Annotated in this window: 13 protein-coding genes and 1 pseudogene; all 14 read left to right on the top strand. The window is 63.2% G+C overall.

Annotated elements, in window-relative coordinates:
* Positions 1–266: 266 nt before the first annotated feature.
* Positions 267–1,157: a translation elongation factor Ts gene (tsf, locus tag ACS7SF_RS01195; RefSeq protein ID WP_439891320.1), complete on the top strand. Its 891-nt coding sequence runs from the start codon at positions 267–269 to the stop codon at positions 1,155–1,157.
* Positions 1,158–1,438: 281 nt separating this feature from the next.
* A complete protein-coding gene (gene pyrH / locus ACS7SF_RS01190; RefSeq protein WP_009238238.1) occupies positions 1,439–2,149 on the top strand; it encodes a UMP kinase in 711 nt (236 codons plus the stop codon).
* A gap of 165 nt (positions 2,150–2,314) precedes the next feature.
* Positions 2,315–2,875: a ribosome recycling factor gene (gene frr / locus ACS7SF_RS01185; protein WP_004626673.1), complete on the top strand. Its 561-nt coding sequence runs from the start codon at positions 2,315–2,317 to the stop codon at positions 2,873–2,875.
* Positions 2,876–2,925: 50 nt separating this feature from the next.
* A complete protein-coding gene (gene uppS, locus ACS7SF_RS01180; RefSeq protein WP_439891319.1) occupies positions 2,926–3,702 on the top strand; it encodes a polyprenyl diphosphate synthase in 777 nt (258 codons plus the stop codon).
* Positions 3,703–3,705: 3 nt separating this feature from the next.
* Positions 3,706–4,524 carry a phosphatidate cytidylyltransferase gene (locus ACS7SF_RS01175; protein WP_439891318.1) on the top strand — a complete coding sequence of 273 codons (819 nt, stop codon included), beginning with the start codon at positions 3,706–3,708 and terminating at the stop codon, positions 4,522–4,524.
* Positions 4,525–4,535: 11 nt separating this feature from the next.
* Positions 4,536–5,726, top strand: coding sequence for a 1-deoxy-D-xylulose-5-phosphate reductoisomerase (gene ispC, locus ACS7SF_RS01170; RefSeq protein WP_439891317.1), 1,191 nt, complete (start codon positions 4,536–4,538; stop codon positions 5,724–5,726).
* An 87-nt stretch (positions 5,727–5,813) separates the two neighbouring features.
* Positions 5,814–7,202 (top strand): RIP metalloprotease RseP, encoded by a 1,389-nt coding sequence (gene rseP, locus ACS7SF_RS01165; RefSeq protein ID WP_439891316.1) that lies wholly within the window; start codon positions 5,814–5,816, stop codon positions 7,200–7,202.
* Between the two features lie 117 nt (positions 7,203–7,319).
* Positions 7,320–9,616: pseudogene (gene bamA / locus ACS7SF_RS01160) on the top strand (outer membrane protein assembly factor BamA).
* Complete coding sequence (locus ACS7SF_RS01155) at positions 9,616–10,164, top strand: OmpH family outer membrane protein (RefSeq protein WP_439891315.1); 549 nt, start codon at positions 9,616–9,618, stop codon at positions 10,162–10,164. The pseudogene bamA and the gene ACS7SF_RS01155 overlap by 1 nt, the downstream one beginning before the upstream one ends.
* Positions 10,165–10,174: 10 nt before the next feature.
* Positions 10,175–11,248 carry a UDP-3-O-(3-hydroxymyristoyl)glucosamine N-acyltransferase gene (lpxD, locus tag ACS7SF_RS01150; RefSeq protein ID WP_439891314.1) on the top strand — a complete coding sequence of 358 codons (1,074 nt, stop codon included), beginning with the start codon at positions 10,175–10,177 and terminating at the stop codon, positions 11,246–11,248.
* Positions 11,245–11,748, top strand: coding sequence for a 3-hydroxyacyl-ACP dehydratase FabZ (fabZ, locus tag ACS7SF_RS01145; RefSeq protein ID WP_426398703.1), 504 nt, complete (start codon positions 11,245–11,247; stop codon positions 11,746–11,748). Before lpxD ends, fabZ begins: the two co-directional genes overlap by 4 nt.
* Positions 11,745–12,560, top strand: a complete 816-nt coding sequence (gene lpxA, locus ACS7SF_RS01140; protein WP_426398702.1) for an acyl-ACP--UDP-N-acetylglucosamine O-acyltransferase — start codon at positions 11,745–11,747, stop codon at positions 12,558–12,560. Before fabZ ends, lpxA begins: the two co-directional genes overlap by 4 nt.
* Positions 12,561–12,601: 41 nt before the next feature.
* Positions 12,602–13,735 carry a lipid-A-disaccharide synthase gene (gene lpxB / locus ACS7SF_RS01135; RefSeq protein ID WP_439892665.1) on the top strand — a complete coding sequence of 378 codons (1,134 nt, stop codon included), beginning with the start codon at positions 12,602–12,604 and terminating at the stop codon, positions 13,733–13,735.
* A 15-nt stretch (positions 13,736–13,750) separates the two neighbouring features.
* Positions 13,751–14,449, top strand: coding sequence for a ribonuclease HII (gene rnhB, locus ACS7SF_RS01130; protein ID WP_439891313.1), 699 nt, complete (start codon positions 13,751–13,753; stop codon positions 14,447–14,449).
* The last annotated feature ends 12 nt before the right edge of the window (positions 14,450–14,461 follow it).

Genomic DNA, 14,461 nt, shown 5'->3' with positions numbered 1-14,461 from the left:
GAAGGCGCGCGCCCGCCGCATTGCCGAGCGGGAAGCGCGTCAGGCCATATCAGTGATGCACTGCAAACGCGTTGCATCAAAGGTGAGGGCCAGACAGGGGCGCGTAACAAACGCCCCTTTTTTTTAATTTGTCATGCGGATGTCCCACGCGCGTCGTATCTCGTGGGGCGGCCGGATGGAAACCGGACGACAGGCCGGCGCGAAGCGAAGACGCAAAGACCGTTTCAGCGCGCGACCGGACGACGATCTGAAACAAGGAGCATGAAATGGCGGCAATTACCGCAAGCATGGTGGCAGAACTGCGCGCGAAGACCGACGCGCCGATGATGGAATGCAAGAAGGCCCTGACGGAAGCCGAAGGCAACCTGGAAAAGGCCGAGGAAATCCTGCGCGTGAAGCTGGGCAGCAAGGCTGGCAAGGCTGCCTCGCGCGTCACCGCTGAAGGCGTGGTGGCGGCTGCCGTGGAAGGCACCACTGGCGCACTGGTCGAAATCAACTGCGAAACCGACTTCGTCTCGAAGAACGATTCGTTCCTGGCCTTCGCCAACTCGGTGGCTGCACTGATCGCCAAGAACAACCCGGCTGACGTTGCCGCTGTCGGCGCGCTGCCGCTGTCGCAAGACGGCTTCGGCCCGACCGTTGAAGACGTGCGCGTAGGCCTGATCGGCAAGATCGGCGAAAACATGACGATCCGCCGCTTCCAGCGTTTCGATGGCAGCAAGCTGACTTCGTACCTGCACGGCGCCCGCATCGGCGTGATGGTGGCGTACGAAGGTGACGAAGTGGCCGCCAAGGACGCTGCAATGCAGGCTGCTGCCATGAAGCCGGTGTCGCTGTCGGCAGATGACGTGCCGGCCGAGCTGGTCGCCAAGGAGCGCAGCGTTGCCGAGCAGAAGGCTGCCGAATCGGGCAAGCCGGCTGAAATCGTTGCCAAGATGGTGGAAGGCAGCGTGCAGAAGTATCTGAAGGAAGTCTCGTTGCTGAACCAGCCGTTCGTGAAGAACGACAAGCAGACCGTTGAGCAGATGCTCAAGGCTGCCAACACGACCGTGAAGGCTTTCACGCTGTACGTGGTGGGCGAGGGCATCGAGAAGAAGCAGGACGACTTCGCTGCTGAAGTGGCCGCTCAAGTGGCTGCTGCAAAGCAACAGGCGTAATGCTGCAGCGATTGCTTCCGATGGAACGGAGATTCGTCCGCCGGCGTAGGCCGGCAGGGCAACTTTTCTCCATCGGCGCGATCGTATAATGCCGAGCAAACAGGGCACCGCAAGGTGCCCTGTTTGCAGGTGCAGCCTGCTTGCGCGGGCGCCGGTCGGTGATTGTGACCGGACGGCTTCCGCGCAAGAAGGTTGCGGGATGGGCGAACTCCGTTTCGCCCGCCGCGGCTGTCATTTCCCCCTTCCTGTTTCCCGTAGCAGGAATCGTCACGAGGATCTCCATGCCTGCCTATAAGCGCGTTCTACTCAAACTTTCCGGCGAAGCCCTGATGGGCGACGATGCTTTCGGCATCAACCGCAGCACCATCGAAGGGATGGTCAACGACATCGCTGAAATCGTGAAGCTGGGCGTGCAGGTGGCAGTGGTGATCGGTGGCGGCAACATTTTCCGCGGCGTTGCGGGTGGTGCCGCCGGCATGGATCGCGCCACGGCCGACTACATGGGTATGCTGGCCACCATGATGAACGCGCTGGCCTTGCAGGACGCCATGCGTCACGCCAACCTCGAGGGCCGTGTGCAATCGGCGCTGCGCCTGGACCAGGTGGTCGAGCCGTACATTCGCCCCCGCGCGATCCGCCAGTTGGAAGAGGGCAAGATCGTGATCTTCGCGGCCGGCACCGGCAACCCGTTCTTCACCACCGACACGGCCGCTGCGTTGCGCGGCTCGGAAATTGGCGCCGAGATCGTGCTGAAGGCCACCAAGGTCGACGGTGTCTACACGGCGGATCCGAAGAAAGACCCGAGCGCCACCCGCTACACCACCATCACGTTCGACGAGGCCATCTCGCGCAACCTGCAAGTGATGGATGCGACCGCCTTCGCGCTGTGCCGCGACCAGAAGCTGCCGATCAAGGTGTTTTCGATTCAGAAGCCGGGTGCACTCAAGCGCGTGATCCTGGGGGAAGACGAGGGCACGCTGGTGCACGTCTGAGGCGGCCCGAGCGCCTGTTTCACCCGAGGCCGCTAAGTCAACGCAAATGGCGTTGGCGTGCGGCTTCCATGTAAAATCGCCTATTGTCTTTTTGGTCTTGCCGGTGCCCTGTGTCCAATTCCGGGGCGCATGTCTGGCAGGCCGCCGTTATCGTTCGGAGGAAGTATGAGCGTCGCCGATGTTAAGAAGAATGCCGAGCAGAAGATGCAGAAGTCGATCGAGGCTCTCAAGACGGATCTCGCCAAGATCCGTACTGGCCGTGCCCACACCGGCCTGCTCGATCATGTGCAAGTCGACTATTACGGCTCGATGGTGCCCATTAGCCAAGTCGCCAACGTGACCCTGGTGGATGCGCGCACGATCGGCGTGCAGCCGTGGGAAAAGAAGATGGTGCAAGCCGTCGAGAAGGCGATCCGTGAAGCAGATCTCGGCTTGAACCCCGCCACCATGGGCGACATCATTCGCGTGCCGACGCCCGCGCTGACCGAAGAGCGCCGCAAGGAACTGACGAAGGTCGTGAAGGGCGAGGGCGAAGACGCCAAGGTCGCCGTGCGCAACCTGCGCCGCGATGCCAACGAACAGCTCAAGAAGCTGGTCAAGGACAAGGCCATCTCGGAAGACGACGAGCGCCGTGGCGGTGACGAAGTCCAGAAGCTGACCGACAAGTTTGTCGCCGAGATCGACAAGCTCGTCGCCGAGAAAGACAAGGAAATCATGACGGTGTAAGGCCGTCTCCTGCCACGCGTGCTCTGCGCGCGCGGTGGGAAGCTCGATTCATGCATATCAGCTCCACACTGGCGGTGCCAGACACCGCCGACACGCCGCGCCACGTCGCCATCATCATGGACGGCAATGGCCGTTGGGCAACCGAGCGCCATCTGCCGCGCGTTGCGGGGCACAGCCGTGGCCTCGATGCCGTGCGCGCAACGGTCGAGGCTGCAGCGCGCCGCGGCGTCGGTTATCTGACGCTGTTTGCGTTCAGCTCCGAGAATTGGCGTCGCCCCGCCGAAGAAGTCACCTTCCTGATGAAGCTGTTCATGACGGCGCTGCGCCGCGAGGTGAGCAAGCTGCATGAGAACGGCATTCGCGTGCGCGTGGTGGGCGATCTGTCGGCATTCAGCCCGCGCATCCAGTTGCTGATTCGCGAGGCCGAGGCCAAAACCGCCAACAATCCAGGGCTGACGGTTACCATCCTCGCGAACTACGGCGGCCGGTGGGACATCCTCCAGGCTATGCGTGCACTGGTGGCGGCGCAGCCGGGTATCGCACCTGAGGCGATCACCGAGGAGATGCTTGCACCGCATATGGCGCTGGCTTATGCGCCCGAGCCCGACCTCTTCATCCGCACCGGTGGCGAACAGCGCATCAGCAACTTTCTGCTCTGGCAACTCGCCTATTCCGAGTTGTACTTCACTGATCGCTACTGGCCGGATTTCGATGCCGCCGAACTCGATCGCGCCTTCGCCTGGTATCGCAACCGCGAGCGCCGTTTCGGCCGCACCAGTGCGCAGCTCGATCCGGGTGTTCCCCCCGTGCTGTCCGCTGGAGCCTGACACATGCTGCTGACTCGCGTCATTACCGCTGTCTGCCTGCTGATTGTCATCCTGCCCATTCTGTTCTTCGCGCCGCCCGCCGGCCTGGTCGGGCTGGTGATGGTGTTTGCTGCGCTCGCTGCCTGGGAGTGGGGCCGTCTTGTGCGCTTGCCCGGCTGGTGGGGCCCGGTTGCCTATGCCGTCGTCGCCGTATTGTTGACGATTGCCTGGCACGACATGCCGGCGCGTGGCGATGTGCGCCCGCTGTTCTATTTGGCTGTGATCGCGTGGGTCGTCGCCTGGGGGCTGCTGGCTGGCGGTGTGCGCGAGCTTACATCCGCTCGGCAGGTCGTCTTCGCGCTGCTGGGCTGGATCATGCTGCCCGCGTTTGTGCACGCCGTGAGCGTGCTGCGCGCACAGGGCATCGCCTTTCTGCTGTCGGTGGCTGTTTTGGTGTGGGCGGCTGATGTGGGTGCGTATTTCGTTGGCAAGGCGATCGGTCGTCGTAAGCTGGCGCCGACCATCAGCCCGGGCAAGTCTTGGGAAGGCGCGATCGGCGGAGCCGTGCTGGTGGCGGTGATCGCCACGGCGGCGGGCGTGACGCACTGGTTTGCGCCGACGTGGTTTTCGCACGAGTTCGATCAGCGCGGTACTGGCGTCGCCTTGGCGCTGACCATCCTGCTGGTCGCAGCAAGCATTGGCGGCGATTTGTTTGAATCCCTGATCAAGCGCCAGGTCGGCATGAAAGATAGCAGCCGCCTGCTGCCTGGTCACGGCGGTGTGCTCGACCGTATTGACGCGCTGCTGCCGGTGTTCCCGTTGGCAGCGTTGCTGATTTCCTGAGGCGTCCGAACATGATGCGTTTGACCGTTCTTGGCGCCACCGGCTCCATTGGCGACAGCACGCTCGACGTGGTGCGCCGCCATCCCGACAAGTACCGCGTGTTCGCGCTCACCGCCAACGCGCAGGCCGACAAGCTGGCCAAGCTATGCCGTGAGTTTCGTCCGCAGATGGCCGTGCTTGGCTCGCAAGCCGCTGCCGACGCGCTGCGCGAGCATCTGGGTGCCGATGCCGCTGGCATCGAAATCCGCTTCGGCCCCGAAGCCTTGGAAGAGGCTGCTGCCCATCCAGATTGCGACGCGGTGATGGCCGCCATCGTCGGGGCGGCGGGCTTGCGCCCGACGCTCGCCGCGGTGCGCGCCGGTAAGCGCGTGTTGCTGGCCAACAAGGAAGCGCTGGTGATGTCCGGCGCGCTCTTCATGGAAGCGGTCCGCCGCCATGGCGCGACGGTGCTGCCGATTGATAGCGAGCACAACGCCATCTTCCAGAGCCTGCCGCAGCAATCCCCGCAGTTCGGGCGCGGCGTGTCGCGCATCGTCCTGACGGCCTCTGGTGGCCCGTTCCGCACGCGCGATGTCGAGACGTTAGCCGATGTCACGCCCGACCAAGCCTGCGCGCATCCGAACTGGGTCATGGGGCGCAAGATCTCGGTCGACTCCGCCACCATGATGAACAAGGGGCTGGAGGTGATTGAGGCGTTCTGGTTGTTCGGCGTGCCGGTCGAACGCCTCGAAGTGTTGATTCACCCGCAAAGTGTGATTCATTCGATGGTCGGCTACGACGACGGCTCGGTGCTGGCGCAACTCGGCAACCCGGACATGCGCACGCCCATTGCGTACGGGCTGGCTTACCCCGAGCGCATCGACGCCGGTGTGCCGCTGCTGGATCTGGCGGCAACGGGCACCCTGACGTTTGAGGCGCCCGATCTGCGCCGCTTCCCGTGCTTGGCGCTGGCGTTCGACGCCCTGCGTGCCGGCGGTACGGCACCTGCTGTATTGAACGCCGCGAACGAAGTCGCGGTCGAAGCGTTTTTGCAGCGCCGCATTCGCTTTACCGACATCGCCGCTGTGGTCGGCGACACGCTGGCGCGCACATCCATTGTGCCGGCCGATTCGCTTGAGACGGTTTTCGCGGCAGATGCTGCAGCGCGCAATCAGGCCGAGCACTATATCGCCACGGCATGTTTGCCGTTGTCCGCAGCGTAAAAAGCGGCTCATCAGAGCAAGCGGGTAACATAGCGCGTTCGCGCGGCGGTGTCCGCGCGACCCCTTCAGTGCATCCGGAGAAGGTTCTTGCAGACCGTTTTAGCGTTTGTCTTTGCGCTCGCCGTATTGATCGTCATTCACGAGCTGGGGCACTACAGCGTCGCCCGCCTGTGCGGCGTGAAAGTGCTGCGGTTTTCCGTCGGCTTCGGCAAGGTGCTGTTCCGCCGGGTCGGCCGTGGCCCTGACCATACCGAGTGGACCATTTGCGCCATCCCGCTGGGTGGTTACGTCAAGATGCTGGGCGAGGGCGCGCGCGACCCCGAAAAAGACCCGCCGATTCTCCCCGAAGACCTGCCGCGCACGTTTGATCACCAGCCGGTCTACAAGCGATTCGCCATTGTGGCTGCTGGGCCGATCGCCAACTTCCTGCTGGCTATCGTGCTGTACGCCGTGCTGGCGTGGGTGGGGGCGGTGGAGCCATTGCCCATCCTCGGTGCGCCGCCACCGGGCAGCATTGCCGCGCAGGCCGATCTGCGGGCCCACGATCGCGTGGTCGCCATCGGCACTGAAAGCGAAGCGCCCGTGCCGGTGCGAGGCTGGAACGAGGTGCGCATGCGCCTGTACTCGGCGGGCATTGGTGGACACGATGCGCTTGTCCAGGTACGTGGCACCGATGGGGCGGAGCGTACTGTTCGCCTGCAAGGCTTGCCGAGCGCCGCGCGTACGCCGCAAGCCGACGTGATCGACCAGATCGGTCTGCGTCTGCTGGGTGGCCCGGTCACCATTGTCGACGTCCTGCCCAATAGCGCTGCCGCACGCGCGGGCTTGCATGCCGGCGATCAAATCGTGCGCTTCGCGGGCCAGCCGGCGGATCAAGCCATGGACCTCATCCGCCAGATTCGCGCGATGCCGGAGCAGAACGCCTCGATCGACCTCCTGCGCAACGGCGAGCCGCTGACGCTGCCCGTCCGCCCGGATGCCGACACCGACGCCAAGAACCCGAACGGTCCCAAGATCGGCAAGCTTGGTGCGCAACTCAATCAGAAGGTCGAAACGGCACTGATTCGTGATGAGCCGGGCGCCGCGCTGGTGCATGCCGTGCACGAGGTCTGGCAGACGTCGATGCTGTCGCTACAGGTGCTGGGCAAGATGATCGTGGGGCAGGCCTCGCTGCAGAATCTGAGTGGCCCGATTACGGTGGCCGACTTTGCTGGCAAAGCGGCGAGCCTTGGCTGGCAGCCGTTTGTGGGCTTTCTCGCGTTGATCAGCGTCAGCCTTGGTGTCCTGAACTTGTTGCCCGTTCCGGTATTGGATGGGGGGCATTTGCTGTATTATTGCGTGGAATTTTTAACAGGCCGACCCGTGCCGGAATCCTGGCAAGCAGTACTTCAAAAGATCGGCGTCGCCTGTATTCTGCTTCTCACTTCGCTCGCTTTGTACAACGATTTGAGTCGGTTGTTTATGACTCGAGGCTAGGCCGTATTTAAAGCTGCATCGGCAAGCCGCATCGTCGCCCACAGCGTGAGCGGGCAACCCAGGGTTTTGAAAACACTCGGAAGTGGATTCCAACCGGATCCAATTTAGGGGATTAGATTGATCAGACAACATCGCTTCCCGCTCAGCGTGCTGGCGGCTTCCGTTCTGACCGTGACTGCCGGTCAGGCTCATGCAGTGGAGCCGTTCGTCGTGAAGGACATTCGCGTGGAGGGGGTACAGCGCGTCGAACCGGGTACCGTGTTCGGCTATCTGCCCGTGAAGGTGGGTGAGACCTTCACCGACGACAAGGGCGCCGAGTCCATCCGCGCGCTTTACAACACCGGCTTCTTCAAGGACGTGCAGATCCGGTCCGAGGGCAATGTGCTGGTGGTGCGCGTGGAAGAGCGTCCGGCCATCTCGCAGCTCGAGTTCATCGGTTTCAAGGAATTCGATAAGGAAGCGCTGCGCCGCACGCTGCGCGGTGTGGGTGTGGCCGAAGCCCGCTACTACGACAAGTCGCTGATCGACCGCGCCGAGCAGGAAATCAAGCGCCAATACGTTTCGCGCGGCTACTACGCCGCCGAGGTGTTCGACGACGGTCACGCCGGTCGATGCCAACCGGGTGTCGATCACCTTCACGGTGGACGAAGGCCCGACCGCCAAGATTCGCCAGATCAATATCGTCGGCAACAAGGCCTTCAAGGAAGGCGATCTGCGCGACGAGATGCAGTTGTCCACGCCGAACTGGCTGTCCTGGTACACCAAGAACGATCTGTACTCCAAGCAGAAGCTGACGGCTGACCTGGAAGCGCTGCGCTCGTTCTACCTGGACCGTGGCTATCTGGAATTCGCCATCGAGTCGACCCAGGTTTCCATCACGCCGGACAAGAAGGACATCTACCTGACGCTGAACATCCACGAGGGTGAGCAGTACAAGGTGTCCGACATCAAGTTGACGGGCGAACTGCTCGGCAAGCAGGCCGAGATGGAAAAGCTCATCAAGCTCAAGCAGGGCGATGTGTTCTCGTCGGCCAAGCTGTCGTCGACGACCAAGTCGATTACCGACCTGCTTGGCACGTACGGCTACGCCTTCGCCACGATCAACCCGCAGCCGCAGATCGACCAGAAGAACCGCACGGTGGCGCTCACGTTGGTGGTCGACCCGGGTCGCCGCGTCTACGTGCGTCGCGTCAACGTGGTCGGCAACAGCAAGACCCGCGACGAAGTCGTGCGCCGCGAAATGCGCCAGATGGAAGCCTCGTGGTTCGATGGTGAAAAGCTGCAGCTTTCGCAGAACCGCATCAACCGCACGGGCTACTTCACCGACGCGAACATCACCACCGAAGACGTGCCGGGCACTTCAGACCAGGTCGATGTGAACGTCAATGTGACGGAAAAGCCGACCGGCCAGATCAACCTGGGCCTGGGCTTCTCGTTCGACCGACAAACTGGTGCTGTCGGCCGGTATCCGTCAGGACAACGTGTTCGGTTCGGGTACCAGCCTGGGTCTGGACGTGAACACGTCCAAGTCGAACCGTACGATCGCCGTCACGCAGTACGACCCGTATTTCACGACCGACGGTATCAGCCGCTCGACCGAGCTGTACTACCGCACGTATCGCCCGCTGTACTACACGGGTGACCAGGACTACCGCGTGGTGCAGGAAGGCGGCAACCTGAAGTTCGGGGTGCCGTTCTCGGAAACCGACACGGTGTTCTTCGGCCTCGGTTACGAGCGTACGTCGATCGACGTGACGAGCAATACGCCGTTGGCCTATCAGAACTGGGTCGCCAAGAACGGCCGCGTCACCAATAACTTCCCGTTCACGATCGGCTGGTCGAAGGACCAGCGTGACAGCGCACTGGTCCCGACCCGTGGGCGCTATCAGCAGGCCAACCTGGAAGTCGGCATGCCGGGCGGCGTGACGTACTACCGCGCGTACTACCAGCACCAGTGGTTCTATCCGCTGTCGAAGTCGTTCACGATGGCGTTCAACAACGAAATCGGTTACGGCCACGGCTACGGCAGCAAGGACTTCCCGATCTTCAAGAACTACTATGCCGGCGGTATCGGCTCGGTGCGCGGTTACGAAACCAGCACGCTGGGCCCGCGCGACGCCAACGGCGTGGCCATCGGTGGTGCCAGCAAGTTCATCGGCAACGTGGAATTCATCTTCCCGCTGCCAGGTTCGGGCGTTGACCGTACCGTCCGTCTGTTCACGTTCTTCGACTACGGCAACGTGTTCGCCGAAGGCCAGCCGTACAAGCTGGGCGACATGCGCTACTCGACCGGTTTCGGCCTATCGTGGCTGTCGCCAATCGGTCCGCTGAAGATCAGCATGGGCTTCCCGATCAAGCGCAAGGCCGAAGACCAAACTCAACGCTTCCAGTTCCAGATCGGAACGGCATTCTAATGACCGCATTCATCATGAAAACCACGCGCATCACGTTGTCCCGCATGGGCGTGTCCGCTGCTTTTGCTGCAATCGCCATGGCCGCTGCAGTGCCGGCCGTTGCCCAGGAAGCCCGCATTGCGGCGGTCAATTCCGAGCGCATCCTGCGCGACTCGCAGCCGGCCAAGGCTGCCCAGGCCAAGCTGGAAACCGAGTTCGCCAAGCGCGACCGCGAGCTGCAGGACATGGCCGCCAAGCTCAAGTCCATGTCCGACAAGCTCGACAAGGACTCCGCCGTGCTGGCCGATTCCGACCGTACCCGCCGCCAGCGCGAGCTGTCCGACCTGGACCGCGATTTCCAGCGCAAGCAGCGTGAATTCCGCGAAGACCTGAACCAGCGCCGCAATGAAGAGCTGGCACAGGTGCTGGAGCGCGCCAATCGCGTGATCCGCTCGATTGCCGAGCAGCGCAAGTACGACTTGATCGTGCAGGAGGCCGTGTACGTGAACCCGCGCATCGACATCACCGACGAGGTGCTGAAGACGCTAAATTCGCAATCGGCGAAATGAGGTTGTTCGCATGTCGTTTTCGCTTGGTGAACTTGCCGCGTCGCTCGGCGCGACCGTCCAGGGTGACGCTGGCCTGATCGTCAAGTCGATCGCGCCGCTCGACCAGGCCGGCGCAGATCAGCTCGCTTTTCTCTCGAATCCGCTGTACCTCAATCAGGCTGTGAGCTCCGGCGCGGGTGCGATCATCGTGTCACCCCGTGATTTGGAAACGCTCCAAGGCCAGGGCCACGTTGCTGGTCGTAACTGGCTGGTGGCAGCCAATCCGTATGCCGCGTTTGCGCGTGTTGCACAGCGCTTTGTTGCGCTGGCCGCGCGCCCCGTGGTGCCGGGCGTCCACCCGAGTGCCAGCGTGGGCCAAGGCGCTGTGGTGCCGGCCTCCTGCTCGATCGGCCCGAATGTCACGATCGAATCGGGCGCCGTGCTCGGTGAGCGCGTGCGCATTGCCGGCAATAGCTTTGTCGGCGCCGATGCTCGTATCGGTGACGACACGCTGCTCAATGCCAATGTTTCGATCTACCACGGCTGCGTCGTCGGCGCGCGCTGCATTTTGCACAGTGGCGTGGTGATCGGCGCGGACGGTTTCGGCTTTGCGCCCGATTTCGGCCCGCAGGGCGGCGAGTGGGTGAAGATTCCGCAGACCGGCCGGGCCGTGATCGGCGACGACGTGGAGATTGGCGCGAACACCGCCATCGACCGCGGTGCGATGGCTGACACGGTGGTCGAACAGGGCTGCAAGATCGACAATCAGGTGCAGATCGCGCACAACGTGCATGTCGGCGCCTATACCGTCATCGCGGGCTGTGCAGCCATCTCAGGCAGCACGAAGATCGGCCGCTATTGCATCATCGGTGGCGCGGCCAACTTTGCCGGTCACCTGACGATTGCCGATCGCGTGACGGTGTCCGGCGGCACGTCCATCACCAAATCCATCACCAAACCCGGTGGCCACTTCACCAGCGTGTTCCCGTTCATGCCGCATGGCGACTGGGAACGCAACGCGGCCATCGTCCGAGGCCTGACGCGCATGCGCGAACGGTTGCAACAACTGGAACAGCAGGTCAAAGACCTGCGAAAAGAATCATGACCGAAGCAACGAATGCTACGAGCGCGACGACCAGCCTCGTCAGCGATTTCAACATCAAGAAGATCCTCGACCTGCTGCCGCATCGCTATCCGATGCTGCTGGTGGACCGTGTGGTGGAACTGGAAGCGGGTAAGCGCATCAAGGCCATCAAGAACGTGACGTTCAACGAGCCGTTCTTCAACGGCCATTTCCCGGGTCATCCGGTGATGCCGGGGGTGCTGATCCTTGAAGCGCTGGCGCAGACCGCCGCGTTGCTGACATTTGGGGACCCGGATCACAAGCGTCAGGAGAACGATCTCTACTTGTTCACGGCCATCGACGGCGCGCGCTTCAAGCGTCAGGTCGTGCCGGGAGACCAGCTCTGCCTGCATGCCGAATTGCTGCGTGGCAAGCGCGGTTTCTGGAAATTCAAGGTGTTCGCCATGGTGGACGGTGAGCTGGCAGCCGAAGCGGAAATCATGTGCGCCATCATCAAGGACGAACCGAAGGGCGAGGCATGACGCAAGCACAGAAGATCCATCCGACCGCGCAGATCGATCCGAAGGCTGAACTGGATTCGAGCGTCGAGATCGGCGCGTTTACCGTCGTCGGTCCGAATGTGCGCATGGGGGCGGGCACGCGCGTGGGCCACCATACGGTGGTCGAGGGCTACACGACGCTGGGCCGCGACAACAGCATTGGGCACTTTGCCTCGGTGGGTGGTCGCCCGCAGGACATGAAGTATCGCGACGAACCGACGCAGCTCATCGTTGGCGATCGCAACACCATTCGCGAATTCACCACGATCCACACCGGTACCACACAGGATGCCGGCATCACCTCCATCGGCGACGACAACTGGATCATGGCCTACGTGCACATCGCGCACGATTGCCGCGTGGGCAACCACACGGTGTTCTCGAGCAACGCGCAGATTGCCGGCCACGTGGAAGTGGGCGATTGGGCCATCCTCGGCGGCATGTCGGGCGTGCACCAGTTCGTGCGCATCGGCGCGCATGCCATGCTGGGTGGTGCGTCGGCGCTGGTGCAGGATGTGCCGCCGTTCGTGATCGCCGCGAGCGACAAGGGCGGCAACAAGGCCGCGCCGCACGGTATCAACGTGGAGGGCCTGCGCCGTCGCGGCTTCACGGCTGAGCAGATCACCGGTTTGCGCCAGGCGTACAAGCTGCTCTACAAGAGCGACCTGAGCTTCGACCAAGCCAAGGCGGAAATCGCTGCGCAGATCACGCAGGCTGACGACGCTCCGACGCGCGAGGTGCTCACCGCCTTCGCTGACTTCATCGCCGCCACCAAGCGCGGCATCGTGCGTTGAACGAGCAGCCTCAGAACGCCACGCCGGCACGCCGCATCGGCATGGTGGCCGGCGAGGCGTCCGGCGACCTGTTGGCGTCGTTGCTGCTGAAAGGGCTGCATGCACAACTGCCCGCCGACATCGCCTACAACGGCATCGGCGGTGCGCGCATGGCGGAGCAAGGCTTCCAGTCGAACTGGCCGATGCACAAGCTGTCGGTCAACGGCTACGTGGAAGTGCTCGGCCAGTTGCGCGAGATCCTCGCCATCCGCAAGGAACTCAAGCAGGATCTCCTGGCCAAGCCGCCGCTGGCCTTCATCGGCGTTGACGCGCCGGACTTCAATTTCAACGTCGAGATCGCCATGCGCCAGGCGGGTGTGCCGGTGGTGCACTTCGTCAGCCCGTCGATCTGGGCGTGGCGCGCGGGGCGTATCAAGACGATCGCCAAGGCGGTTGACCACATTCTCTGCCTGTTCCCGTTCGAGCCGGAGATTTACGCCAAGGCTGGCATTCCGGCCACGTATGTGGGCCATCCGCTGGCGGATGAGATTCCGCTGGTGCCGGACGTGGAAGGCGCGCGCACACGGCTGGGGCTACCGCTGGGCCGCAAGGTCGTGGCGGTGCTGCCGGGCAGCCGCAATTCCGAAGTGAAGCATCTCGGGCCAACCCTGTTTGCCGCCATGGCGCGCATGCAGTTGGTGGAGCCCGATCTGGCGTTTGTGCTGCCTGCGGCCAACGCCACCCTGCGCGAGCGCATCGATGCCATGCGTGCCGAGCATCCGGGTCTGCACCTTTGGGTCGTTGACGGCCAATCGCATGCGGCCATGGAAGCGGCCGACGTGATCCTGCTGGCCAGCGGTACGGCCACGCTGGAGGCTGCGCTGTACAAGAAGCCCATGGTCATCACCTACAAGGTGCCCTGGCTGACGGCGCAGATCATGAAGCGCAAAGGCTATCTGCCCTACGTGGGGCTGCCGAACATCCTGTCGGGCCGCTTTGTCGTGCCTGAGCTGCTGCAAGACGATGCGACGCCCGAGGCGCTCGCGCGCGAAACGCTGCTACAACTGAGCGACCACGGCAACGCCACGTTCCTGCGCGAGCACTTCACGCAGATGCATCTGACGCTCAAACAGAACATGGCGGAGATCGGCGCGAAAGTCGTGGCCGACCTCCTGCGCAGCCGCGGCAAGCTCTAAGCTGGTACTGACCCCATGGCTTCCCGTAAACCCGATCCCGATCAGCTTGGTCTGCCGCTGTCGCAAGCGCCGGCGGCCAAGCGTGCGCGCCGCATTCTGTGCGGCGTGGATGAGGCTGGGCGTGGGCCGCTGGCCGGGCCTGTGACAGCCGCTGCCGTGATCCTGAATCCGCGCAAGCCGATCAAGGGGCTGGCGGACTCCAAAATCCTCACCGCCAAGAAGCGCGAGGCGCTGTACGACGAAATCGTCGAAAAGGCGCTCGCTTGGCACGTGGCCGAAGCGACGGTCGAGGAAATCGATCGCATCAACATCCTGCACGCGACCATGCTGGCCATGCAGCGCGCCGTGCAGGGCGTGGCCGCATTGGGCACGCTGCCCGACCTCGTACAGGTGGACGGCAACCGTTGTCCGCAGGTGGCGTTTGCGGTGGAAGCCATCGTCAAGGGCGATGCGCTCGTGCCGGCCATTTCCGCGGCGTCGATCCTGGCCAAGGTTACGCGTGACCGCCAACTGGCCGCGCTGCATATTGAGTTTCCGCACTATGGTTTCGACGTCCATGCCGGATATGGCACGCCGCAGCATCTGGCCGCCATCGATTTGCATGGCGTGACGCCGCATCACCGCCGCTCGTTCGCACCCGTGCGCCGCGCGTTGGAGGGCCTGACGGCGATCAGCGCCGAAGCCGCCACCGCAGCCAGCGCCTGGGACGACTGACCTTCCTCCGCT

The sequence above is a fragment of the Ralstonia sp. 25C genome, assembly GCF_051904805.1.
Classification (GTDB): Bacteria; Pseudomonadota; Gammaproteobacteria; order Burkholderiales; family Burkholderiaceae; genus Ralstonia.
The sequence above is the reverse complement of the archived record's forward strand: the minus strand, read 5'-3'. Positions and strand labels throughout refer to the sequence as shown.